Origin of the sequence: Roseateles hydrophilus (assembly GCF_026712245.1) — a bacterium.
Lineage (GTDB): Bacteria > Pseudomonadota > Gammaproteobacteria > Burkholderiales > Burkholderiaceae_C > Pelomonas > Pelomonas hydrophilus.
In genome coordinates, this window is record NZ_JAPPUY010000001.1 from 41735 (window position 1) to 62657 (window position 20923).

The 20923-nt window shown below is 67.6% G+C and carries 21 protein-coding genes and 2 tRNA genes; 9 read left to right on the forward strand and 14 right to left on the reverse strand.

The window, feature by feature from the left end; translation table 11 throughout:
• Positions 1-111: 111 nt before the first annotated feature.
• A tRNA-Pro gene (locus NYO99_RS00225) sits at positions 112-188 on the reverse strand.
• A 22-nt stretch (positions 189-210) separates the two neighbouring features.
• Entirely contained in the window at positions 211-1140 is a 930-nt protein-coding gene (gene ispB / locus NYO99_RS00230) for an octaprenyl diphosphate synthase (protein ID WP_422395476.1), read from the reverse strand.
• A gap of 348 nt (positions 1141-1488) precedes the next feature.
• On the opposite strand from ispB, the gene rplU reads away from it, so the two are divergent.
• The 4 genes from rplU to proB all read left to right on the forward strand — a co-directional run bounded on the left by rplU (position 1489) and on the right by proB (position 4414).
• Positions 1489-1800: a 50S ribosomal protein L21 gene (rplU, locus tag NYO99_RS00235; RefSeq protein WP_268165086.1), complete on the forward strand. Its 312-nt coding sequence runs from the start codon at positions 1489-1491 to the stop codon at positions 1798-1800.
• Between the two features lie 38 nt (positions 1801-1838).
• The gene (gene rpmA, locus NYO99_RS00240) at positions 1839-2102 is read left to right on the forward strand and encodes a 50S ribosomal protein L27 (RefSeq protein ID WP_025564361.1); all 264 of its coding nucleotides are present in this window, start codon (positions 1839-1841) and stop codon (positions 2100-2102) included.
• A 135-nt stretch (positions 2103-2237) separates the two neighbouring features.
• The gene (gene obgE, locus NYO99_RS00245; RefSeq protein ID WP_268165087.1) at positions 2238-3302 is read left to right on the forward strand and encodes a GTPase ObgE; all 1065 of its coding nucleotides are present in this window, start codon (positions 2238-2240) and stop codon (positions 3300-3302) included.
• A complete protein-coding gene (gene proB / locus NYO99_RS00250; RefSeq protein WP_268165088.1) occupies positions 3299-4414 on the forward strand; it encodes a glutamate 5-kinase in 1116 nt (371 codons plus the stop codon). Before obgE ends, proB begins: the two co-directional genes overlap by 4 nt.
• A gap of 28 nt (positions 4415-4442) precedes the next feature.
• On the opposite strand, the gene NYO99_RS00255 is transcribed toward proB, so the two are convergent.
• A complete protein-coding gene (locus NYO99_RS00255) occupies positions 4443-5027 on the reverse strand; it encodes an RNA pyrophosphohydrolase (protein WP_268166430.1) in 585 nt (194 codons plus the stop codon).
• Between the two features lie 140 nt (positions 5028-5167).
• On the opposite strand from NYO99_RS00255, the gene NYO99_RS00260 reads away from it, so the two are divergent.
• The 3 genes from NYO99_RS00260 (at position 5168) to NYO99_RS00270 (ending at position 9724) form a co-directional block, all read left to right on the forward strand.
• The gene (locus NYO99_RS00260; protein ID WP_268165089.1) at positions 5168-6913 is read left to right on the forward strand and encodes a proline--tRNA ligase; all 1746 of its coding nucleotides are present in this window, start codon (positions 5168-5170) and stop codon (positions 6911-6913) included.
• Positions 6910-7512 (forward strand): lytic transglycosylase domain-containing protein, encoded by a 603-nt coding sequence (locus NYO99_RS00265; RefSeq protein WP_268165090.1) that lies wholly within the window; start codon positions 6910-6912, stop codon positions 7510-7512. Before NYO99_RS00260 ends, NYO99_RS00265 begins: the two co-directional genes overlap by 4 nt.
• A gap of 79 nt (positions 7513-7591) precedes the next feature.
• On the forward strand, positions 7592-9724 hold the full coding sequence (locus tag NYO99_RS00270) for a M3 family metallopeptidase (protein WP_268165091.1): 2133 nt from the start codon (positions 7592-7594) through the stop codon (positions 9722-9724).
• 8 nt (positions 9725-9732) lie between these two features.
• Here NYO99_RS00270 and NYO99_RS00275 read toward each other — a convergent pair whose 3' ends face one another.
• The 7 genes from NYO99_RS00275 to hemA form a co-directional block, all read right to left on the reverse strand.
• Complete coding sequence (locus NYO99_RS00275) at positions 9733-10308, reverse strand: hypothetical protein (RefSeq protein ID WP_268165092.1); 576 nt, start codon at positions 10306-10308, stop codon at positions 9733-9735.
• An 82-nt stretch (positions 10309-10390) separates the two neighbouring features.
• Positions 10391-10954: a UbiX family flavin prenyltransferase gene (locus NYO99_RS00280; protein WP_268165093.1), complete on the reverse strand. Its 564-nt coding sequence runs from the start codon at positions 10952-10954 to the stop codon at positions 10391-10393.
• Positions 10954-11268, reverse strand: coding sequence for a Grx4 family monothiol glutaredoxin (gene grxD, locus NYO99_RS00285; RefSeq protein ID WP_268165094.1), 315 nt, complete (start codon positions 11266-11268; stop codon positions 10954-10956). The genes NYO99_RS00280 and grxD overlap by 1 nt, the downstream gene beginning before the upstream one ends.
• 59 nt (positions 11269-11327) lie before the next feature.
• Positions 11328-11900 carry a hypothetical protein gene (locus NYO99_RS00290; RefSeq protein WP_268165095.1) on the reverse strand — a complete coding sequence of 191 codons (573 nt, stop codon included), beginning with the start codon at positions 11898-11900 and terminating at the stop codon, positions 11328-11330.
• Between the two features lie 131 nt (positions 11901-12031).
• Positions 12032-12835 (reverse strand): peptide chain release factor N(5)-glutamine methyltransferase, encoded by an 804-nt coding sequence (gene prmC / locus NYO99_RS00295; RefSeq protein WP_268165096.1) that lies wholly within the window; start codon positions 12833-12835, stop codon positions 12032-12034.
• Positions 12832-13917, reverse strand: coding sequence for a peptide chain release factor 1 (gene prfA, locus NYO99_RS00300; RefSeq protein WP_268165097.1), 1086 nt, complete (start codon positions 13915-13917; stop codon positions 12832-12834). Before prfA ends, prmC begins: the two co-directional genes overlap by 4 nt.
• Before the next feature lie 69 nt (positions 13918-13986).
• Positions 13987-15249 carry a glutamyl-tRNA reductase gene (gene hemA / locus NYO99_RS00305; protein ID WP_268165098.1) on the reverse strand — a complete coding sequence of 421 codons (1263 nt, stop codon included), beginning with the start codon at positions 15247-15249 and terminating at the stop codon, positions 13987-13989.
• A 57-nt stretch (positions 15250-15306) separates the two neighbouring features.
• Here hemA and NYO99_RS00310 point away from each other — a divergent pair, with 57 nt between their 5' ends.
• Positions 15307-15582, forward strand: a complete 276-nt coding sequence (locus NYO99_RS00310) for a hypothetical protein (RefSeq protein WP_268165099.1) — start codon at positions 15307-15309, stop codon at positions 15580-15582.
• Here NYO99_RS00310 and miaB read toward each other — a convergent pair.
• From miaB to NYO99_RS00330, 4 genes are all read right to left on the reverse strand, one after another.
• The gene (gene miaB / locus NYO99_RS00315; RefSeq protein WP_268165100.1) at positions 15572-16924 is read right to left on the reverse strand and encodes a tRNA (N6-isopentenyl adenosine(37)-C2)-methylthiotransferase MiaB; all 1353 of its coding nucleotides are present in this window, start codon (positions 16922-16924) and stop codon (positions 15572-15574) included. The two genes, NYO99_RS00310 and miaB, sit on opposite strands and share 11 nt — an antisense overlap.
• Positions 16921-17298 (reverse strand): hypothetical protein, encoded by a 378-nt coding sequence (locus tag NYO99_RS00320; protein ID WP_268165101.1) that lies wholly within the window; start codon positions 17296-17298, stop codon positions 16921-16923. Before NYO99_RS00320 ends, miaB begins: the two co-directional genes overlap by 4 nt.
• A gap of 107 nt (positions 17299-17405) precedes the next feature.
• Positions 17406-17482 (reverse strand) — tRNA-Met (locus NYO99_RS00325).
• 8 nt (positions 17483-17490) lie between these two features.
• Positions 17491-19170 carry a rhamnogalacturonan acetylesterase gene (locus NYO99_RS00330; protein ID WP_268165102.1) on the reverse strand — a complete coding sequence of 560 codons (1680 nt, stop codon included), beginning with the start codon at positions 19168-19170 and terminating at the stop codon, positions 17491-17493.
• A gap of 133 nt (positions 19171-19303) precedes the next feature.
• Between NYO99_RS00330 and NYO99_RS00335 the strand changes: the two genes are divergently transcribed.
• Positions 19304-20656 (forward strand): TolB-like translocation protein, encoded by a 1353-nt coding sequence (locus NYO99_RS00335; RefSeq protein WP_268165103.1) that lies wholly within the window; start codon positions 19304-19306, stop codon positions 20654-20656.
• Positions 20657-20923 lie beyond the last annotated feature (267 nt).

Consider the following 20923-nt stretch of genomic DNA (forward strand, 5'->3'; position numbering starts at 1 on the left):
GGCCATTCTTGGGCCATCGAGGGCCGAGATTTACTCTAAATCGTCATTCATGACGATCCAAAGCAAAAAAGCCCAAGTGCTTGATTCACTTGGGCTTTTTCTAAAAAATCCTGGTCGGGGTGAGAGGATTCGAACCTCCGGCCTCTACGTCCCGAACGTAGCGCTCTACCAGGCTAAGCTACACCCCGTTTGTCGATGTTGTTTGCCGCTTCAGGAGTGGCGCTCAACTGACTGAATTGCGAATTCTAGCAGAGATTCTGTCCACTTGTTGCGAGGTAGCAACTTGAGGCAGTTTCCTGCGTGCTGCGCCTCGGTGCGAGCGGCTTCGCGCGTGGACTCCAGCGCGCCCGTGGAGCGGACGATGGCGACGATGTCCTGCAGCTTGTCGAGCTCGCCTTCCTCGATGGCGTGGCGCAGCAGCGCGCGCTGCTCCGGGGTGGCTCGCTCCATGGCGATGAGCAGCGGCAGCGTCGTTTTTCCCTCCCGCAGGTCGTCGCCGATGTTCTTGCCAAGTTCGTGCGTATCGCCTTCGTAGTCCAGCACGTCGTCGATGAGCTGGAATGCCGTGCCCAATGCGCGCCCGTAGCCAGCGCAAGCCTCTTCGATCTCAGGTGATGCATTCGCAAGCACGGCGCCCAGTCGCGCGCTGGCCTCGAACAGCTTGGCGGTCTTGAAACGGATGACACGCAGGTAGCTCTCGACCGTGATGTCGGGGTCGTGCATGTTCATCAACTGCAGGACCTCGCCCTCGGCGATGACATTGGTTGCCTCGGCCAGCACTTCCAGCACACGCATGCGGTCCACCGAGACCATCATCTGGAAGGCGCGTGAGTAAAGGAAGTCGCCCACCAGCACGCTGGCGGCGTTGCCGAACAGGGCGTTGGCGGTCGGCTTGCCGCGGCGCAGCGACGATTCGTCGACGACGTCGTCATGCAGCAGCGTGGCGGTGTGGATGAACTCGACGACGGCTGCCAATTCGAAGCGCGCGGCGCCCTCGAAGCCCAGCGCATTGGCAAAAAGCAGCACGAGCTTCGGGCGCATGCGCTTGCCGCCGGCGTGCACGATGTAGTGGGCGATCTGGTCGATCAGCGCGACCTCGGAGCTCAGGCGCTGCGCGATCACGGCGTCGACCTGCGCCATTTCGGCGGTCAGCAGGGCGAGTGCCTCGGCAATTTGGGGTGGGGGCGAGGCAGACTCGACGCGCACTCTTGTCTCTCAAGCGAAGAAATTCGCGATTGTAGTGACCGCCGTTGCATTGTTCGTGGCGCTTGTCTGGCTTGATGTTGTCGATCCACGCGAGGGCCTGCATTGCTCTTGGCGTGAAGATGCGGGTATACTCGCGGGCTCTTTACAATTCGTGCGCCCAGCATGCTGGTGTGTGCGGTGTTGCTGAGAGCATCAAAAACCCACAAAAAGGCTGAACGAAACGCGGCGGCTTTGGCTGCAGCGGCAGTTCGGTGATGCACCTCCGGGTGTGAAAGGAAGTTCATGTACGCAGTCATCAAGACTGGCGGCAAGCAATACAAGGTTGCTGCCGGCGAAAAGATCAAGGTTGAGCTGCTCGACGCTGAGGTTGGCGCTGTGGTCACGCTGGACCAGGTGCTGGCTGTTGGTAGCGGCGATGGCCTGACCGTCGGCGCGCCGCTGGTGGCTGGTGCCACCGTCAGCGCCACGGTTGTCAGCCATGGCAAGCACGACAAGGTTCGCATCTTCAAGCTGCGCCGTCGCAAGCACTACAAGAAGAGCCAGGGCCATCGCCAGAACTACACCGAGCTGGAAATCAGCGCGGTGAACGGCTGATCCCAACCCCTTCTTACGCTAATTTCTAGGAGCTAAACATGGCACAGAAAAAGGGCGGCGGTTCTACACGGAACGGCCGCGACTCCAAGCCCAAGATGCTGGGCGTCAAGGCTTACGGCGGTGAACTGATCTCCGCTGGCTCGATCATCGTCCGCCAGCGTGGCACGAAGTTCCACCCCGGCGTCAACGTCGGCATCGGCAAGGACCACACGCTGTTTGCGCTGGTCGATGGCCACGTGAGCTTCACCACCAAGGGCGCCAACAACCGTTCGACGGTTGTCGTGACCCCGCTGGCCGCCTAAGGCGACAGCGATTGAGGGCGACTACATCGCCCGACCCACGAGCCCCGGCCTGCCGGGGCTTTGTCATTTCTGAAGTCTGGCGCGTCGCACGACGGTGCGCCGGAATCCACCCAGCCATTACGATGGCCGAACGCCATGAAATTCGTTGACGAAGCCACCATCGATGTCGCCGCCGGGAACGGTGGAGCCGGCTGCGCGAGCTTTCGCCGCGAGAAGTTCATTCCGTTCGGCGGGCCGGATGGCGGCGACGGCGGCAAGGGCGGCAGCGTGTGGGCGGAGGCCGATCGCAACCTGAACACGCTGATCGACTACCGTTACGCGCGCCGTCATGAGGCGCGCAACGGCGAGGCCGGGCGTGGGTCCGACTGCTTCGGCGCTGCTGCTGATGACATCGTGCTGCGCATGCCGGTCGGCACCATCATCACGGACCTGGAAACCGAGTCTGTCATCGGCGAACTGCTGGAGCCGGGTCAGCGCATCCTGCTGTGCAAGGGCGGTGACGGCGGCTTCGGCAATCTGCATTTCAAGACGTCGACCAATCGCGCGCCGCGTCAGAAGACGCCGGGCTGGCCGGGCGAGATCAAGAAGGTGCGCTTGGAACTGCGCGTGCTGGCCGACGTGGGGTTGTTGGGCCAGCCCAATGCGGGCAAGTCCACGCTGATCACGGCGGTGTCCAACGCGCGCCCCAAGGTCGCCGACTACCCTTTCACGACGCTGCACCCCAACCTGGGCGTCGTGCGCGTCGGGCCCGAGAAGAGCTTCGTTGTCGCTGACATCCCGGGCCTCATCGAGGGCGCGGCGGAAGGCGCCGGCCTGGGTCACCAGTTCCTGCGTCACTTGCAGCGCACGCGGCTGCTGCTTCATGTCGTCGACCTGGCGCCTTTCGATCCCGAGGTCGATCCCGTCAAGGAAGCCAAGGCCATCGTCGCGGAACTGAAGAAGTACGACGCCGAGTTGCACGCCAAGCCGCGCTGGTTGGTGCTGAACAAGCTGGACATGGTGCCCGAGGACGAGCGCGCTGCGCGCGTGAAGGACTTCGTCAAGCGCTACAAGTGGAAGGGCCCGGTCTTCGAGATCTCGGCGCTGACCCGCGAAGGCTGCCAGCCGCTGATCCATGCGATCTACGACCACGTTGCCGCCGAGCAGCGCGTCATCGAAGAGCGCGATGTCCGTTTCGATTCCCCTGATCCTGCCGAATGAGTCTGCTGTCCAGCGCGCGCCGTATCGTTGTCAAAGTTGGTTCCAGCCTCGTCACGAACGAGGGCCGCGGCGTGGATGCCGAGGCGATTGCGAACTGGAGCCGCCAGCTGGCGGCTTTGGCAGCCGAGGGGCGTGAGCTGGTCATGGTGTCCAGTGGCGCCATCGCCGAGGGCATGAAGCGCCTGGGCTGGACGACGCGGCCCAAGGAGCTTCATGAACTGCAGGCCGCTGCTGCTGTCGGCCAGATGGGCCTGGCGCAGATGTATGAAAGCCAGCTCAGTGCGCACGGCTTGCACAGCGCGCAGGTGTTGCTGACGCACGCCGACCTGGCTGACCGCGAGCGCTACCTGAACGCTCGTTCGACGCTGCTGACGCTGATGGCGCACCGCGTGCTGCCGGTCATCAACGAGAACGACACGGTCGTCAACGACGAAATCAAGTTCGGCGACAACGACACGCTGGGCGCGCTGGTGGCCAATCTCGTCGAGGCCGATGCGCTGGTCATTCTGACCGACCAGCGCGGCCTGTATTCGGCCGATCCGCGCAAGGACCCGAACGCGCGCTTCATCGACAACGCGCAGGCCGGCGATCCCGAGCTGGAACTGATGGCCGGCGGCGCGGGCTCCAGCATCGGCCGCGGCGGCATGCTGACCAAGATCCTTGCGGCCAAGCGCGCGGCGGGCAGCGGTGCGGGCACGGTGATCGCCTGGGGGCGCGAGCCCGACGTGCTGCTGCGGCTGGCGCGCGGCGAGGCCATCGGCACGGCGCTGCACGCCGCCACTGCCAAGCTGCAGGCGCGCAAGCAGTGGATGGTCGATCACCTGCAGATGCGCGGCGCCGTGACGGTGGACCCCGGTGCCGTGACCAAGCTGCGCGGCGAGGGCAAGAGTCTGCTCCCCATCGGCGTTACTGAGGTGCAGGGCGACTTCCACCGCGGCGACGTCATCGCGGTGCTGGCGCCAGATGGCACGGAGTTGGCGCGTGGGCTGGCGAACTACTCAGGCGCCGAGTCGCGGCTCATTGCACGCAAGCCGTCATCGGAGTTCGAGAGCCTGCTGGGTTATGCGGCCGAGCCGGAACTGATCCACCGCGACAACCTGGTGCTTCGCTAGGCGGGCTCGCCCTGCGCCACCTGGCAGCTCAGGCCGGTGGATCGCTTTTGGCGGGCGCCGCATCCAGCGGCGCGGGCGCGCTGTGCCGCTCCCGATGGGCTGGCCGCATGCCGGCGCGCAGATAGCGGTTGTGGTGGTTGATGCGGGGCAAAAAGCGGGCGAGCTCGGTCAGCGCCATCTCGTAGACGCCGCGCTTGAACTCGATGACGGCTTCCAGCGGGACCCAGTACTCGTTCCAACGCCAGGCGTCGAACTCCGGGTGGTCGGTGGCGCGCAGGTTGACGTCGGAATCGCGGCCCGCCATCTGCAGCAGGAACCAGATCTGCTTCTGACCGCGGTAGTGGCCGCGCGCGTCGCGCCGGATGAAGTGCTCGGGCACTTCATAGCGCAGCCAGTCGCGCGTTCGCGCAAGGATGCGCACATGCTCTGGTGTGAGCCCCACTTCTTCGTGGAGCTCTCGGAACATCGCCTGCTCAGGCGTCTCGCCGTGTTTGATGCCCCCTTGCGGGAACTGCCACGAATGCGTCCTGATGCGTTTGCCCCAGAACACCTCGTTGCGATGGTTGAGCAGGATGATGCCGACGTTGGGGCGGAACCCTTCACGGTCGAGCATAATCAACCTCAAATCTCTAGTTGGTTCGATTATTGCATCGGGCCGCGATCGCGGTAGCGCCCTCGCTAACCCGGAGACTTCTCTCCCTTTTGTCGTGACTTGGCCGGGTTTTCACCCGGCCTTCGCATTCCAGCCCCGCCATGAAAGCCTCCCAGTTCTTCATCTCCACCCTCAAGGAAGCGCCCGCGGACGCGGAGATCGTCAGCCACAAGCTGATGATGCGCGCGGGCATGATCAAGCGCCTGGGCGCGGGCATCTACAACTACATGCCCATGGGCCTGCGGGTGATCCGCAAGGTCGAGAAGATCATCCGCGAGGAGATGGATGCGGCCGGCGCCGTCGAGTGCCTGATGCCCGTCATCCAGCCCGCCGAGCTGTGGCAGGAGACCGGCCGCTTCGACAAGATGGGCCCGGAGCTGCTGCGTGTGAAGGACCGCCATGGCCGCGACTTCATCGTGCAGCCGACGAGCGAGGAGGTCATCACCGACATCGCCCGCCAGGAGCTGCGCAGCTACCGCCAGCTGCCGAAAAATTTCTATCACATCCAGACCAAGTTCCGCGACGAGCGCCGCCCGCGCTTCGGCCTGATGCGCGGCCGCGAGTTCACGATGAAGGACGCCTACTCCTTCGACCGTGACGTGGAATCCGCCGGCCGCAGCTACGACAACATGTACGCGGCCTACTGCAAGATCTTTGAGCGCTTCGGCCTGGAGTACCGCGCCGTGGCGGCGGATACCGGTGCCATCGGCGGCGACCGCTCGCACGAGTTCCAGGTCATCGCGGAGACGGGCGAGGACGCCATCGTCTACTGCCCCACCAGCGACTACGCAGCCAACATCGAGCTGGCCGAGGCGGTCGCCTTGACGGCTGAACGCGGCGTTGCCACCCAGGCGCTGGCCAAGACGCCTACGCCGGGCAAGAGCACCTGCGCGGATGTCGCCGAACTGCTGGGCCTGCCGCTGGCGCAGACCGTCAAGTCGCTGGTGCTGGCCACCGACGAACTGGACAAGGACGGCACCATCATCAAGAGCCAGGTTTGGCTGCTGCTGGTGCGTGGCGACCATGAGCTCAACGAAGTGAAGGCCGGCAAGGTCGACGGCCTGAAGGGCGGCTTCCGCTTTGCAACGGCTGCCGAGATTGACGCGCACTTCGGGTGCAAGCCCGGCTACCTGGGCCCCATCGGTTTGAAGGCACCGCTGAAGATCGTTGCCGACCGCACGGTGGCCAACATGGCCGACTTCGTCTGCGGCGCCAACGAGGTGGACTTCCACTTCACCGGCGCCAACTGGGGCCGCGACCTGCCCGAGCCCGATGTCGTCGCTGACATCCGCAACGTCGTCGCCGGTGATCCCTCGCCCGATGGCAAGGGCGTGCTGGCCATCCAGCGCGGCATCGAGGTGGGCCATGTGTTCTACCTGGGCACCAAGTACTCGGCCGCAATGAACGCAACCTTCCTGGACGTCAACGGCAAGCCCGCGCTGCTGGAGATGGGCTGTTATGGCATCGGCGTGACCCGCATCCTGGGCGCCGCCATCGAGCAGAACCACGATGCGCGCGGCATCATCTGGCCGGACTCGATCGCACCGTTCACTGTCGTCGTCTGCCCCATCGGCGCGGATCGCAGCGAGGACGTCAAGGTCGCCGCCGACAAACTCTACGGCGAGCTGAAGGCGCTGGGCGTGGACGTGCTGCTGGACGACCGCGGCGAGCGTCCGGGCGCGATGTTCGCGGACTGGGAGTTGATCGGCGTGCCGCATCGCGTGGTGCTGGGCGACCGCGGCCTGAAGGAAGGCCAGGTCGAGTACCAGGGCCGCCGTGACGAGGCAGCGACCAAGGTGGCCGTGGCGGACATCGTGGCCCACCTGAAGGGCAAGCTCAAGCTTTGAAGCGCCGGCTTCTGCTGCTGGGCGGACTGGGCGCGCCGCTGCTGGCGCGGGCCGGCGCGCAGGTGGAGGAGCCGCTGGCCGACTCCATCCGCTCGGCGCTCAGCGCCTCCATCGCGCAGGCCGCGCCGCCGCGCCCGCGGTTCGACGACCCCAACGCGCGTGTGGCCTACCTGCGCTGGCTGGGCGAGATGAGCGAGCGTCTCAAGAAGCGCAAGACTGAGACGCAGATCCGCATCGAGTTCCTGGAGACGGTCTGGTACGAGGCCAAGCGTGCGGGCCTGGAGCCTGGGCTGGTGCTGGGGCTGATCCAGGTCGAGAGCGGCTTTCGCAAGTACGCGATCAGCACGGCCGGCGCGCGTGGCTACATGCAGGTCATGCCGTTCTGGACGCGCGTGATCGGCGACGGCAACGCCTCGACGCTGTTCCACATGCAGACCAACCTGCGCTTCGGTTGCGTCATCCTGCGCCACTACCTGGACCGCGAGAAGGGCGACCTGTTCCTGGCGCTGGGCCGCTACAACGGCAGCCGTGGCCGCGCGGAGTACCCCAACGCCGTGTTCGCTGCGCGGCGCCAGTGGCTGCTGCCCGGCGAGCGTTAGCGCGCCGTCCGCGCATGGCTTTCGGCCCGCAGGCGCAGGCCGGTTAGGCTTGCGGACTTCGTCCACAAGACACCACGCCATGCCCGCTGCCAAACGCTTCGCGCCCCTGCTCCTGTCCGTCCTGCTGGCCGCCGGCCTGAGCCAGGCCCAGGCCCCCGCCGACAACCCGCTGCTGACGCTCAGCCAGCTGCCGCTGCAGTACCCGCAGTTCGACAAGGTGCGCGACGAGCACTTCGCGCCTGCGCTGGACCGCGGCATGGCCGAACAGCTGGTCGAGATCCAGGCGATCGCGGACAACCCGGCCGCGCCGACCTTCGAAAACACCCTGGTGGCCTGGGAGAAAAGCGGCCGGCTGCTGGGCCGCACGACGACGCTGCTGTTCGCGCTGATCGGCGCTGATGTCACGCCCGCCCGCCAGCAGTTGCAGACCGAGTACGCCGCCAAGCTGGCCGCGCAGCGCGACGCGGTGCTGCTCAACCCCAAGCTGTTTGCGCGCGTGGAAGCGCTGTACGCCGCCCGGGACAAGGCCGCGCCGAATGCCGAGGCCAAGCGCCTGATCGAGCGCTATCGCCGCGAGATGGTGCGCGCCGGTGCGCTGCTCAATGACGAGCAGAAGGCCCGCATGCGGGCCATCAATGCCGAGCTGGCCACGCTGGGCGCCAGCTTCAGCAAGGCGGTGCTGGCCGAGGTCAACGACTCCGCCGTCGTGGTCGACAGCGTGCAGGAGCTGGACGGCCTGAGCCCCGCGCAGATCGCCGCTGCCGCCGAGGCCGCAAAGAAGCGTGGCCTGGAGGGCAAGTACGTCATCGCGCTGCTCAACACCACCATCCAGCCCTTTGAGGCCTCGCTGAACAACCGTGCCTTGCGCGAGCGCCTGCACCGGGCATCGGTGGATCGTGGCGCCCGTGGCAATGGCTTCGACACGCGTGCCACGGTCGCCCGTGTGATCGCCCTGCGCCAGGAGCGCGCGGCGCTGCTGGGCCATGCCTCGCCGGCCGCGTTTGTGCTGGAGGATGAAACGGCGGGCACGCCGGCCGCCGTCAATGCCCTGCTGCGCAAGCTCGCGCCGGCGGCGCTGGCATCGGCCAAGCAGGAGGCGGCCGAGCTGCAGCAGCTCATCGACCGCGAGCAGGCCGCCAAGGGCCAGCCCAGCTTTGCGCTGCAGGCCTGGGACTGGAGCTACTACGCCGAGAAGCTGCGGGCGGCCAAGTACGGCTTCGATGAGAGCCAGCTCAAGCCCTACCTGGAGCTGACCAGCGTGCTGGAGCGCGGCGTGTTCTTCGCCGCCGAGAAGCTGTACGGCATCACGTTCAAGCGGTGTACGGACCTGCCGGTCTATCAGAGCGACGTGATGGTCTATGACGTCTTCGACACCGACGGCAAGCCGCTGGCCATCTTCATCGCCGACATGTACGCGCGCCCGGCCAAGCGCGGCGGTGCGTGGGCGAATGCCTATGTGGGCCAGAACGCGCTGGAGGGCACGCAGCCGGTCATTGCCAACCACCTCAACATCCCCAAGCCGCCGGCCGGCCAGCCGACGCTGATGACCTGGGACGAGGTCAACACGCTGTTCCACGAGTTCGGCCATGCGCTGCACGGCATGTTCAACAAGAGCCGCTACCCCAGCCTGGCACGCACGCCGCGTGACTTCGTCGAGTACCCCTCGCAGGTCAACGAGGTCTGGGCCGACTGGCCCAGCGTGCTGGCCAATTACGCCAAGCATTACCAAACGGGCGCGCCCATGCCGCGCGAACTGCTGGACAAGGTGGCGCGCGCCAAGCGCTTCAACCAGGGCTACACGACGCTGTCCTACCTGCAGTCGGCCCTGCTGGACCAGCGCCTGCACCAGGCGGCGCAGGCGCCGGCAGCCGACGCGTTGATGGGCTTCGAGGCCCGCGTGCTGCAGGAAGAGGGCGTGGCCTTCGCCCCGGTGCCGCCGCGTTACCGCATGCCCTACTTCAGCCACATCATGGGTGGCTACGCGGCGGGCTATTACGCCTACATCTGGAGCGAGGTGCTGGATGCCAACACCGTCGAGTGGTTGCTGGCCAAGGGTGGCCTGACACGCGCCAATGGCGACGCGTTGCGCGCCAAGATGCTGTCGCGTGGCGGCAGCGAGGACGCGATGGTGTTGTTCCGCAACCTCGTGGGCCGCGAGCCGCGCATCGAGCCGCTGCTCGAGCGGCGTGGGTTGGTGGTCGCCAAGCCCTGAGCGACGGGTCAGGCCCGGGCCGTCAGTGAGCCCGGGTAGGTCAGCGTGCTGGCCGTCGCGGACACCGAGAAGCTGACGCTGGCCGTGCCAGCCTGCTGCATCAGCGAGGTGTAGAGCGCCATGACGCCACCGGTGCTGCGGGCCGCCTTGGCAGCCTGCGAGATGGCGGCGCTCTGCTGCAGCGTCGTTGACAGCTGCAGCGCCTCCTTGGCCTGCGTCGCGATGCGGGTGGCGAACGAGGGCCGGCTGGTGTCGGCCTTCAGGAAGGCCTGCGTGGCAGCCTTGTCGGCCTCGCTGGCCTTGACGTCCACGCTGCCGTCGCTCTTGATGGTGAACTCGATGGCGCCGGTCAGCTTGATGCCGGCTTTCTCCATCGCCGCACGCAGGTCGGCGGAAAGCGCCTTTTGGCGGTTGTCCAGCGCCTGGATGGCACTGGCGTTCCTGGTCATGCCGCTCACCCGCTGCATCGCGGCAGGTGAGAGGGTGGTGGTGGCCGACTTGCCGCTGGACGCGGCGGCCTTGCTGCTGTCCTGCCCCTGGGTGGACAGATAGCCGAGCAGGGCGCTGTTGATGCTGGAGACCATGGTGCCGGCATGGTGCGGCACCGGCCCGCGGCCTAACGCCGCAACAGCGAGGGATTGGCCGCGCTGCTCGGGCGATGCCGTGCTACAGCCCCGTCCAGACCTTGGGCTGCGCCTGTGCAATGCCGGCCAGCTCCAGCACCCGCTCCACCGTCTCGTTGACCATCTCGTCGATGCTCTTGGGATGGTGGTAGAAGGCCGGCAGCGGCGGGAAGCAGATGCCGCCCATCTCCGTCACGGCCACCATGTTGCGCAGGTGGGCGAGGTTGAACGGCGTCTCGCGGACCATCAGGATGAGCTTGCGGCGCTCCTTCAGCGTCACGTCCGCGGCACGCGTCAGCAGGTTGTCGCCCAGGCCGTGGGCAATGGCCGCCAGCGACTTCATCGAGCAGGGCGCCACCACCATCGCGGCGGTCGAGAAGCTGCCGCTGGCAATGCACGCGCCGACATCGCCGGGCGAGTGGGCGTGGCTGGCCTCGGCTTCCAGCGAGGAGCGGTCCAGCCCCAGCTCGTGGTGAGCGTTCAGGATGCCGGCAGGCGTGGCGACGAGGTGGGTCTCCACGCCCAGCTCACGCGCGCGGCGCAGCAGGCGCAGCGCATAGGCCGCGCCGGTGGCGCCGGTCAGCCCGACAACCAGTCGCTGAGTCATCAGGCCGCCGACAGCGCCTGCTGCAGCTCGCCCGACTCGTACATCTCCATCATGATGTCCGAGCCGCCGACGAATTCGCCGTTGATGTAGAGCTGCGGGATGGTGGGCCAGTTGGCGTAGTCCTTGATGCCCTGGCGCACGGCCTCGTCTTCCAGCACGTTGAAGGTCTTGATGTCGGTGGCGCCGGCAGCCTTCAGGATCTGGATGGCGCGGCCGGAGAAGCCGCACATCGGGAACTGGGCCGTGCCCTTCATGAAGAGCATGACGCGGTTGGACTTGACCAGGTCGTCAATGCGTTGCTGAACGTCGCTCATGTGGGGATCTCGGGTTTTGTGAGGAAAACCGGATTATCCGAGACGGCGGCCGGCCGGGCTCAATAGCTGTAGGCCAGGCCCAGTTGCAGCAAGGGCTTGAAGCGCAGGTCGCGCATGGCGTCCTCGAAGCCCTGGGCCGCGCTGCGTCCCAGACGCAGACCGCCCAGCGTGCCGGACATCAGGCCCAGGTCGGCGCTGAAGGCCAGGCCGCTGCCCTCCAGGCGGCCGGTGTAGCCGATGCCCACGTAGGACAGGCTGCTGCCAGGGCCCAGCACATCGCTGTCCAGCCGGCTCAGCGACATGCTGCGCCTGCCGGCAGACAGCAGCCCGCCGCCCAGCGCGAGGCCGCTGCTGGTTTGCGAGATCGCGGTCGCGCCCAGCAGCACGCCGCCGGTGGCGCGCAGGCCACCGCTGACGCCGGACAGGCCCGAGGTGGTGAGGTAGTAGTCGCCCAGCAGGTTGGCGCTCAGGATGCGCGAGCCGCCCAGGCGCGGCGTGGCATCGGCGTTGGCGTCGGTGCTGCTGAGTTGCAGGCGGGCTTGCCAGCGCGGGCTGGCGGTGAGGTCGGCGAAGGCGGTGGCCGGCAGAACGGCAGAGAGGCTCAGGATGGCAGCGCGGGCGAGGCGGGACATGATCGACTCCTGCGCGGTGCGAACGAGAGGGCACCGGGGTTCGATACTACGCCGGCAGTTCGTGCGAGGGAATGACGAACTGCTGGCAAAACATCACGCAGACCCGCGAGCGGGTGCCGCATGTGGCGTGATCACCCCAGCCAGCAGCCGCCGCTGGCGCGCGCGCGGCCGGCCAGGTCGCGGCGCAGCGCCACGTGGGCGAAGCCCTGGGCGGCCAGGCGAGCGGCCACGGCGTCGGCCTGATCCCAGCCGTGTTCCATCAGCAACCAGCCGCCCGCGTGCAGGTGACTGGGCGCGCCGCTGATCAGCGCCTGCAGGTCCGACAGCCCGTCGCCGCCGGGCGTCAGCGCCGTGATCGGCTCGTGACGCAGCGCGGGCAGGTGTGGGTCGTCGCCGGCGATGTAGGGCGGGTTGCTGACGATGAGGTCGAAGCGCTCGCCGGCCAGCGGGGCGAACCAGCTGCCGTGGCGCCAGTCGATGTCCAGCGCCAGCCGCTCACCGTTCGCGCGGGCAACCGCCAGCGCATCAGTACTGGCATCGACGGCCGTGACGCGCGCGCGCGGGCAGGCGGCCTTGAGGGCCAGTGCGATGGCGCCGCTGCCGGTGCCGAGGTCGACGACGCGGGGCTCGCCGGGTAGCGTGGCCAGGCGTTCCAGCGCCCAGTCGACGAGCGCCTCGGTGTCGGGCCGCGGGATCAGCGTGGCCGGCGTGACGGCCAGCGTCAGGCCGTGGAAGGGCTGCCAGCCGGTCAGGTGGGCCAGCGGCTCGCCGGTGGCCAGGCGGCGCAACAGGCTTTCAGCATCCGGCACGGACGCATCGCCGTGCGTGATGAGCCAGGTGCGGTTCTGGCCGGTCAGGTGGGCCAGCAGTGTCTGCGCGTCGCCGCGCTCGACGCCCAGCTGGCGGGCCAGGGCGAGGGCGTCGTCGACCGTCATGCGCGGCCGGCTTCCAGTTCGGCCAGCTGCTCGGTGGCCTGCGCGGCCAGCAGACCCTGGATGACGTCGCTTAGATCGCCGTCCATGATCTGGCCCAGCTTGTAGAGCGTCAGGTTGATGCGGTGGTCGGTCAGGCGGCCTTGCGGGAAGTTGTAGGTGCGGATGCGGTCGCTGCGGTCGCCGGTGCCGATCAGGCCCTTGCGCGTGGCGGCCTCCTTGGCGGCGCGCTCGCTGCGCTCCTTCTCCTGGATGCGCGCCTGCAGCACCTGCAGCGCCTTGGCCTTGTTGCTGTGCTGGCTGCGGCCGTCCTGGCACTCGGCCACGATGCCGGTGGGCAGGTGGACGACGCGCACGGCTGAGTCCGTCTTGTTGATGTGCTGGCCGCCGGCGCCGCTGGCACGGAAGGTGTCGATGCGCAGGTCGGCCGGATTCAGCGTGATGGCCTCGGCCTCGTCGGGCTCGGGCATCACGGCGATGGTGCAGGCGCTGGTGTGGATGCGGCCCTGGGTTTCGGTGGCCGGCACGCGCTGCACGCGGTGGCCGCCGCTCTCGAACTTCAGTCGCCCGTAGACGCCGTCGCCCTCGACGCGCACGACCAGTTCCTTGTAGCCGCCCAGGTCCGACACGTTCTCGGACAGGATCTCGGTGCGCCAGCCCTGGCTGTCGGCAAAGCGCAGGTACATGCGTGCCAGGTCTCCTGCGAACAGGGCTGACTCATCGCCGCCGGTGCCGGCGCGGATCTCGAGGAAGGCGTTGCGCTCGTCGTCCGGGTCCTTGGGGATCAGCGCGAGCTGCAGTTCCTGGTCCAGCGTGGCCAGCGCCGCTTCGTTGGACGCGATCTCCTCGCGGGCCATCTCGGCCATCTCGGGGTCGGCGAGCATGTCGCGCGCGGCAGCCAGGTCGGCCTCATGCGCCTGGTAGCGGCGGTAGCGCTCGACGAGGCCGGCCACCTCGGATTGCTCGCGGGTCAGGGCGCGGTAGCGCTTCAGGTCGGCGGCGATGCTGCCGTCGGCCAGGATGGTGTCCAGCTCGGCGAGGCGGAAGCCGAGGCGGTCGAACTGCTGGCGCAGGGAGTCTTTCATGGGGCGGCGATCGAAGAAGCAGTCAGGATGCGGCGCGAGCGACGCGCCGGGCGGCGGGGATCAGCGCCGCTAGGACTGCTTGTTGCGCAGGAACAGGCGCGAGACGGTCTGCGCCAACTGCAGGCGCTGCTCACCATCGCTGGCGTGCAGCTCGGCCAGCGTGCCGTGCAGCAGCTTCTGCGTGAGGCCTTTGGACAGCGCGTCCAGCACCTCGTCCACATCGGCGCCCTTGGCCAGCAGCTTGCGGGCGCGCGCCATCTCGATGGCACGCCAGTCGTCGGCCTGCGCATGCAGAGCCTGGATCAGCGGCACCGAGTGGCGTTGGTCCAGCCAGTGCATGAAGCCTTGCACGCCGGTCTCGACGATGGCCTCGGCCTGCTCGACGGCGGCCTGGCGCTTCTCGCCGGCGGTCTGTACCTGCTGGGCCAGCTCGTCGACGGTGTAGAGGTAGACGTCGTCCAGCTGGGCGACCTCGGGTTCGATGTCGCGCGGCACGGCCAGGTCGACCATGAACATCGGGCGGTGCTTGCGCTTCTTGAGCGCGCGCTCGACGGCGCCCAGGCCGATCAGCGGCAGGCTGGACGCGGTGCAGCTCACGACGATGTCGAACTCGTGCAGGCGCTCGGGCAGGTCGGACAGGCGCAGCGCCTCGGCGCCGAAGTGCGTGGCCAGCTTCTCGCCACGCTCCAGCGTGCGGTTGGCCACGGCCATGTGGCGCGGCGTGCGGGCGGCGAAGTGCGTCGCCGTCAGCTCGATCATCTCGCCCGCGCCGACGAACAGCACGCGGGTCTGCGCCAGGTCCTCGAACAGCTGGCCGGCCAGGCGCACGGCTGCGGCGGCCATGCTGATGGAGTGGGCGCCGATCTCGGTGGAGCTGCGCACCTCCTTGGCCACCGAGAAGCTGCGCTGGAACAGCTGATGCAGCGTGGTGCCCAGGGCACCGGCGGCTTCGGCCTCCTTCACGGCCTGCTTCATCTGGCCGAGGATCTGCGGCTCGCCCAGCACCATGGAATCCAGCCCGCTGGCCACGCGGAAGGCGTGGCGCGCAGCGGCGCTGCCCTGCATCACAAAGGCATGTTCGCGCAGCGCGCCGGCCTCCACGCCGCCGGTCTGGGCCAGCCAGGCGATGGCGGGCTGCACCTGGGTCGACGGCGCGGCCACATAGAGCTCGGTGCGGTTGCAGGTGGACAGGATGGCGGCCTCCGGCGCGCCCGGCAGCCTCTGGCGAAGGCCAGCCAGCGACGGGGCGAGCTGCTCCAGCGTGAACGCAAACCGCCCGCGCAGATCCAGCGGGGCAGTGTGGTGGTTCAGGCCGAGAGCGAAGACCGACATGGATGGCAATTGTAGGATTCGCGGCCTTCGCCGCCCCTGACACGGATCAATCCCCGCATGAGCCCTTTGGATGCTTTCTGGCATATCGCCAACCTGTTCGCGCCGGCCTGGGGGCTGGCGGCGCTGCTGGCGGCTGCCATCAAGCTGGCCTGGTGGCGCGAGGCGAAGCCGCTGCGCTGGCTGCGGCTGTGGGGCTGGGGCTCGGTGGGCGGTGCTGTGGCCGTGATCGTGTCGCTGGTGCTGCTGGGGCGCGACGGCCGGATGGTGGGCTACGCGTTGCTGGTGCTCGGCGTCGCCCTGCCGCAGTGGTACCTGTTCAGCCTCAGGCGCTGAGCACGTCTTCCGTCGTCACGACCTCGCCGCGCAGCGAATGCGCGAAGGCGGTCGTGATGCGTACGTCCACCAGCTGGTTCATCAGCCGCTGGGCGCCAGGGAAGTTGACGATGCGGTTGCATTCGGTGCGGCCCATCAGCTCGTTGGCGTCCTTGCGGGCATTGCCCGTCACCAGCACCTTCTCGACGCGGCCGACCATGCTTTGCGAGATGGTCAGCGCATGCGCCTCGATGGCGGCCTGCAGCTCCTGCAGGCGCTTGACCTTGACCTCGTAGGGCGTCGTGTCTTCCAAGGCAGCTGCCGGCGTGCCGGGGCGGGGGCTGAAGATGAAGCTGAACGATGCGTCGAAGCCGACGTCGTGCACCAGCTTCATCAGCTTGGCGTGGTCTTCATCGGTCTCGCCGGGGAAGCCGACGATGAAGTCGCTGGCCAGGCGCAGGTCCGGGCGGATGGCGCGCAGCTTGCGCACGATGCTCTTGAACTCCAGCGCGGTGTAGCCGCGCTTCATCGCCATCAGGATGCGGTCGCTGCCGTGCTGCACCGGCAGGTGCAGGTGGTTCACCAGCTGCGGCACCTTGCCGTAGGCCTCGATGAGGCGCGGGCTGAATTCGTTCGGATGGCTCGTCGTGAAGCGCAGGCGCTGGATGCCAGGGATTTCGGCGGCGTATTCCAGCAGCAGGGCCAGGTCGGCGAACTCGCTGGTGTCGCCCATCTTGCCGCGGTAGGCATTGACGTTCTGGCCCAGCAGATTGATCTCCATGACGCCCTGGTCGGCCAGGCCGGCGATCTCGGTCAGCACGTCGTCGAACGGGCGCGAGACCTCTTCACCGCGGGTGTAGGGCACCACGCAGTAGCTGCAGTACTTGGAGCAGCCTTCCATGATGGACACGAAAGCCGAGGCGCCCTCGACCTTGGCCGGCGGCAGGTGGTCGAACTTCTCGATCTCGGGGAAGGAGATGTCCACCTGCGGGCGGCGCTGCTCGCGGCGGGCTTCCAGCATCTGCGGCAGGCGGTGCAGCGTTTGCGGGCCGAAGACCACATCCACATAGGGCGCGCGCTCGATGATGGCGGCGCCTTCCTGAGAAGCCACGCAGCCGCCGACGCCGATCATGACGCCCTTGGCCTTCAGGTGTTTCACACGGCCGAGGTCGCTGAAGACCTTCTCCTGCGCCTTCTCGCGCACCGAGCAGGTGTTGAACAGGATGAGGTCGGCCTGTTCGGGGTCGTCGGTGGGGGTGTAGCCCTTGGCGGCTTCGAGGACGTCGGCCATCTTGTCCGAGTCGTACTCGTTCATCTGGCAGCCGAAGGTCTTGATGTAGACCTTTTTGGAGGTGTCGGTCATGGCTTGATCCAGGTCTGGCTGGCGGGGATGAACTGCCACGCCGCAGCTTCAGCGGGCGTGGCCGGCCAGGGCTTGTTGGCGAGTTCGACCGGGTTCAGCACCCAGACGTCCATGACCAGCCCGCTGCTCTCGACCGTGTAGTGAACGACGAGCTTCTGGCCGGTGAGGCCGGCCGGCGGCACCCAGAGGTTGGTGTCGCCCTTGATGCGGCTGCCGGGTGCCAGGCGCACGGGCTTGCCGTTCATGGTCGCGTCGGGGAACTGCGTGATGACGAGTTCGCCGCGCAGCGCGTGGGCGGGGAAGGGGCGGTGCTGCTGCGCGTGAGCGACCAAGCAGCTGGCGGCAAGCGCCAGGGGGAGTGCACAGCGGTACATGGTATGTGTCCAGTGGCTGCGTGAGCGGCGACGTGGCGATCGCCTGAGGGTTGAGACAACGCTGCAAAGACAAACGGCCCGAGCAGATGCTCGGGCCGTTCGGATTTTGGTGGCGCTTCAGGGATTCGAACCCCGGACCTGCGGATTATGATTCCGTCGCTCTAACCGGCTGAGCTAAAGCGCCTAAGCCCGCTATTCTAAGCGCAGTTTTGAGGGCTTTGCAAGCATGTTCTGAAAAAAGTTGTCGGGCAGGCGTTTCAGGCCTTCCACGACGCGTTCGGCGTTGAAGCGGGCGCCGGCGTCGTTGGTGTGCGTGCGGGCGTCGGAGAAGAAGCCGTCGACGCGTTCGGCGCCCACGGCGCGATAGGCCTGGGCGACCAGCAGCGTCAGGTCGATGAAGTGCGCGCCCTGGGCCCGGGCGACCTGTTCGCCCCAGGCAGCGTAGTTCTCGAAGTCGCGCGGCTGCTCGGGCTTCCAGCGGTCCTTGTGCGGGATGGGCGACAGCACGACGACCTTGGCCCCCTTGGCCTGGGCGTCGGTGATGTAGCGCTTGAGGTACCAGCCAAAGCTGTGCACGGCTTCCTTGCTGCCGTCGGGGCGGGTGTCTTCCACGGTCTCGTCGCCGAGGCCGGGCACCGAGCCGCGGTTCTTGCCGGCAGGGTCGCCGATGCGGGCGCCGTCGTTGTGGCCGAACTGGATCAGCAGCCAGTCACCGGCTTTCAGCTGCTCCAGCACCGAGGCCCAGCGACCTTCGGTGAAGAAGGTGCGGCTGCTGCGGCCGCCAATGGCGTTGTTGACGATGTTGACGCGCTGCGTGTCGAACAGCGGCGCCAGCCGCTCGCCCCAGCCGATGGCGCCGTTCTGGCCGCCGCTGCGCACGGTGGAGTCGCCGATCAGCACGATGCTGGGCAGCTTGGCGTCGCGCGGGGCCTCGACCTTGACCTTGCGGGCATCCACGACCGGCCGGTCGTCGCTGCCGTCCGGCGCGAAGCGCTGCTTGTAGACATCTTCCGGCAGCACCTTGTTCTGCAGCAGCCCGGCGATCACGAGCTGGGCGTTCACTGCCGCACCCAGCCAGTTGGTGTGCACGGTCTCTGGGTCGGGCGGGAAGAGGGTGGCGACCACGGCCTTGCCCAGGCCTTCGTAGCGCTTGGCGCCCCACTCGTTCAGGTCGATGAAGGCCACGCCCTCCTGCTTGGCGACCTCGGCGGCCCAGCCGGCGAAGTTGCCGCCGGCGCGCGTGACGGTCACGCCGTCGGCCTCCCAGCGCTTGCGGATGACGGGCGACGCGACCACCGGCGTGGCACCGGCGGCGCGGATCTCGGCGATGTAGCCGCGCAGGTAGGCACCGTAGGTGAACACCGTCTCGGGCTTGCCGGTCAGCAGGTTGTTGATGTCTTCCTTCTCGGGCCCGGTGCCGCGCAGCACGCCGCGCGCGCGGCTGTTGTCGTTCACCGGGCTGGCGTCGTTGTGGCCGAACTGCATGACGACCCAGTCGCCGCGCTTGATGAAGGGCTTGGTGCGCTCCCAGTGGCCGCTGCTGCGGTAGGTCCGGCTGGAGAGGCCGCCCACGGCGCGGTTGACGACGTTGATCTTGCTGGTGTCGAGGTAATGGGCGATGGGCGTGCCCCAGCCCCACTGGCCCTCGGCACCCTTGCCCTGGCCGTCGTCGCGGCCGTTGCGCACGGTGGAGTCGCCAATGAGGATGAGCGAGGGTAGGGCCGGGTTGGCCGGCTCCGGCAGCGTCACCTGCGCGCGGGCGGGGTCGGTGGTGGCGGTGAATTCCTGGGCCTGGAGCGGGGCCAGGGGCAGGGTGAACAGCAGCGACGCCAGCAGGCGGCGGGTCAGGCGCTGGGTGGGCAGGGCGGTCATGGCGCGCATGCTAGGAGCAGGCGGCCCGCACGCACCGGCCGGGATGACGCAAGTTCTTGAGCGATTGGCGGCCAGCAACATGCAGCAACGTGGCGGCTCCTAGAGTGCCGCCACCTTGAACCGGGAACCCACCATGTCCTTTCGCAAGACTTCCCTGCTGCTGGCCGTCCTGATCGCTGTGGCGCCCGCCTGGGCCCAGATCGGCCAGCGCTTTCCGTCGGAGAAGAAGGTCGTCAACGACCCCGTCACCGGCACGCCGCTGACCTTCCTGACCACGCAGCCGCGCGGCGATGCCAAGATCTACCCCAGCCATCCGCAGTGGACGGCCGATGGCCAGTGGCTGGTGTTCCGCTCCAACCGCGTGAAGGGCGAGGCCATCGCCGTGCATGAGGCCAGCGGCGAGATGGTGCAGGTCACCGAAGGCGGCTACGAAGGCATGCTCAACCTCGCGCAGTCGGGCGGCAACCGGCTGTACTTCCTGCGCAGGGACCCGGCCGGGGGCAACGACAAGGTGCGCCAGGCCGTCGAGGTGGATCTGGACCGCGTGTTCGCCGACAGCAAGGCCGGCACGATGAAGCCGGCCAGCGCCTACCAGCGCATCTTCGCGACGCTGCCCGCCGAGCTGGAAGCCTATGGCGACAACGCGCTGGACGCCGACGGCCAGTGGTTCTACTTCCGCATCCAGGGCAAGGCCTATGCCGGCGCCCGGTTGCCGGCGGGCACCAAGCCCGAGCCGGCGTTCGGCCCGCGCAAGATGGGCGCCGGCCCGCATGCCATCGGCAAGATCAACGTGAAGACGGGCGAGGTGCAGCACGTCGTCTCGGTGCCGTTCCAGATCGGCCACATCCAGAGCAACAGCTGGAACCCGGGCGAGCTGGTGTTCAGCTGGGAGACCGGCGGCAAGTCGCCGCAGCGCACCTGGACGGTCAAGGGCGACGGCAGCGGCCTGCGCCCGCTCTACCCCGAGGCGCCGTACGAGTGGGTCACGCACGAGGCCATCATCGGCAAGGACGAGGTGGCGCTGGCCATCATGGGCCACCGGCCCATTCCCGGTGTTCCGGACCCCAAGCGCGCACCGGGCACGGCGGTGGAAGGCGCCAACCCCGGCCAGGAAGACGGCTGGGGCAACACCGGCACGCGCGAGAAGCCCACGGGCCTGGCCATCATCAACCTGCGCACGCGCGAGATGACCATCGCCGGCCAGACGCCCTCGGGCAGTGGGCTGTGGCATGTGCACGGCTCGCCAGACGGGCGCTTCGCCGTGGGCGACGACTTCAGTCGCAGCCTCTATCTGATCGACCGCCGCACGCGCGAGATGGTGATGCTGACCACCGGCCACAAGGACACGGCGCGCGACCACCCCCACCCCACCTTCAGCCCGGACGGAAAGAAGTTCCAGATCCAGTCGGCCATGCTGGCGGCCGACGGCCGCGAGATGAGTATCTGTATCGTGCCGGTGCCGCAGTCGTGGCTGGACAGGAAATAAGCCGCCAAGTGCATGTCGATGGTGAATATCGCGACGCGAAGTTGAATATTCAAAAATAGGAGTTGATTATTTTCAATACTCAACGGCGGCGTTGTGGTTGCTGCAAATGCACCGCCGAGGTGCGCGCCGCCGCGCATTGAAGTGCTTGATTGCGCAAGGATTTGAGCGATTTGTGCACCGAACCAGGGTTTGCACGAAGCCAAGCAATCAGCGCTGTGATTCTTTGGTGCGTGCCTGAGGGGCGCGGAATCGCGCGCCCTAGACTTG

What these genes read in the sequence shown, in the direction of transcription:
- rpmA (WP_025564361.1), top strand. Translation starts at nt 1,839, where the DNA reads ATGGCACAGAAAAAGGGCGGCGGTTCTACACGGAACGGCCGCGACTCC.
- NYO99_RS00335 (WP_268165103.1), top strand. Translation starts at nt 19,304, where the DNA reads ATGTCCTTTCGCAAGACTTCCCTGCTGCTGGCCGTCCTGATCGCTGTG.
- NYO99_RS00255 (WP_268166430.1), bottom strand. Translation starts at nt 5,027, where the DNA reads ATGCTCGACCGTGAAGGGTTCCGCCCCAACGTCGGCATCATCCTGCTC.
- miaB (WP_268165100.1), bottom strand. Translation starts at nt 16,924, where the DNA reads ATGACCGACACCTCCAAAAAGGTCTACATCAAGACCTTCGGCTGCCAG.
- NYO99_RS00280 (WP_268165093.1), bottom strand. Translation starts at nt 10,954, where the DNA reads ATGACTCAGCGACTGGTTGTCGGGCTGACCGGCGCCACCGGCGCGGCC.
- proB (WP_268165088.1), top strand. Translation starts at nt 3,299, where the DNA reads ATGAGTCTGCTGTCCAGCGCGCGCCGTATCGTTGTCAAAGTTGGTTCC.
- NYO99_RS00320 (WP_268165101.1), bottom strand. Translation starts at nt 17,298, where the DNA reads ATGTACCGCTGTGCACTCCCCCTGGCGCTTGCCGCCAGCTGCTTGGTC.
- grxD (WP_268165094.1), bottom strand. Translation starts at nt 11,268, where the DNA reads ATGAGCGACGTTCAGCAACGCATTGACGACCTGGTCAAGTCCAACCGC.
- NYO99_RS00290 (WP_268165095.1), bottom strand. Translation starts at nt 11,900, where the DNA reads ATGTCCCGCCTCGCCCGCGCTGCCATCCTGAGCCTCTCTGCCGTTCTG.
- ispB (WP_422395476.1), bottom strand. Translation starts at nt 1,140, where the DNA reads ATGGCGCAGGTCGACGCCGTGATCGCGCAGCGCCTGAGCTCCGAGGTC.
- obgE (WP_268165087.1), top strand. Translation starts at nt 2,238, where the DNA reads ATGAAATTCGTTGACGAAGCCACCATCGATGTCGCCGCCGGGAACGGT.
- prfA (WP_268165097.1), bottom strand. Translation starts at nt 13,917, where the DNA reads ATGAAAGACTCCCTGCGCCAGCAGTTCGACCGCCTCGGCTTCCGCCTC.
- rplU (WP_268165086.1), top strand. Translation starts at nt 1,489, where the DNA reads ATGTACGCAGTCATCAAGACTGGCGGCAAGCAATACAAGGTTGCTGCC.
- NYO99_RS00310 (WP_268165099.1), top strand. Translation starts at nt 15,307, where the DNA reads ATGAGCCCTTTGGATGCTTTCTGGCATATCGCCAACCTGTTCGCGCCG.
- NYO99_RS00275 (WP_268165092.1), bottom strand. Translation starts at nt 10,308, where the DNA reads ATGGTCTCCAGCATCAACAGCGCCCTGCTCGGCTATCTGTCCACCCAG.
- NYO99_RS00330 (WP_268165102.1), bottom strand. Translation starts at nt 19,170, where the DNA reads ATGACCGCCCTGCCCACCCAGCGCCTGACCCGCCGCCTGCTGGCGTCG.
- prmC (WP_268165096.1), bottom strand. Translation starts at nt 12,835, where the DNA reads ATGACGGTCGACGACGCCCTCGCCCTGGCCCGCCAGCTGGGCGTCGAG.
- NYO99_RS00270 (WP_268165091.1), top strand. Translation starts at nt 7,592, where the DNA reads ATGCCCGCTGCCAAACGCTTCGCGCCCCTGCTCCTGTCCGTCCTGCTG.
- hemA (WP_268165098.1), bottom strand. Translation starts at nt 15,249, where the DNA reads ATGTCGGTCTTCGCTCTCGGCCTGAACCACCACACTGCCCCGCTGGAT.
- NYO99_RS00260 (WP_268165089.1), top strand. Translation starts at nt 5,168, where the DNA reads ATGAAAGCCTCCCAGTTCTTCATCTCCACCCTCAAGGAAGCGCCCGCG.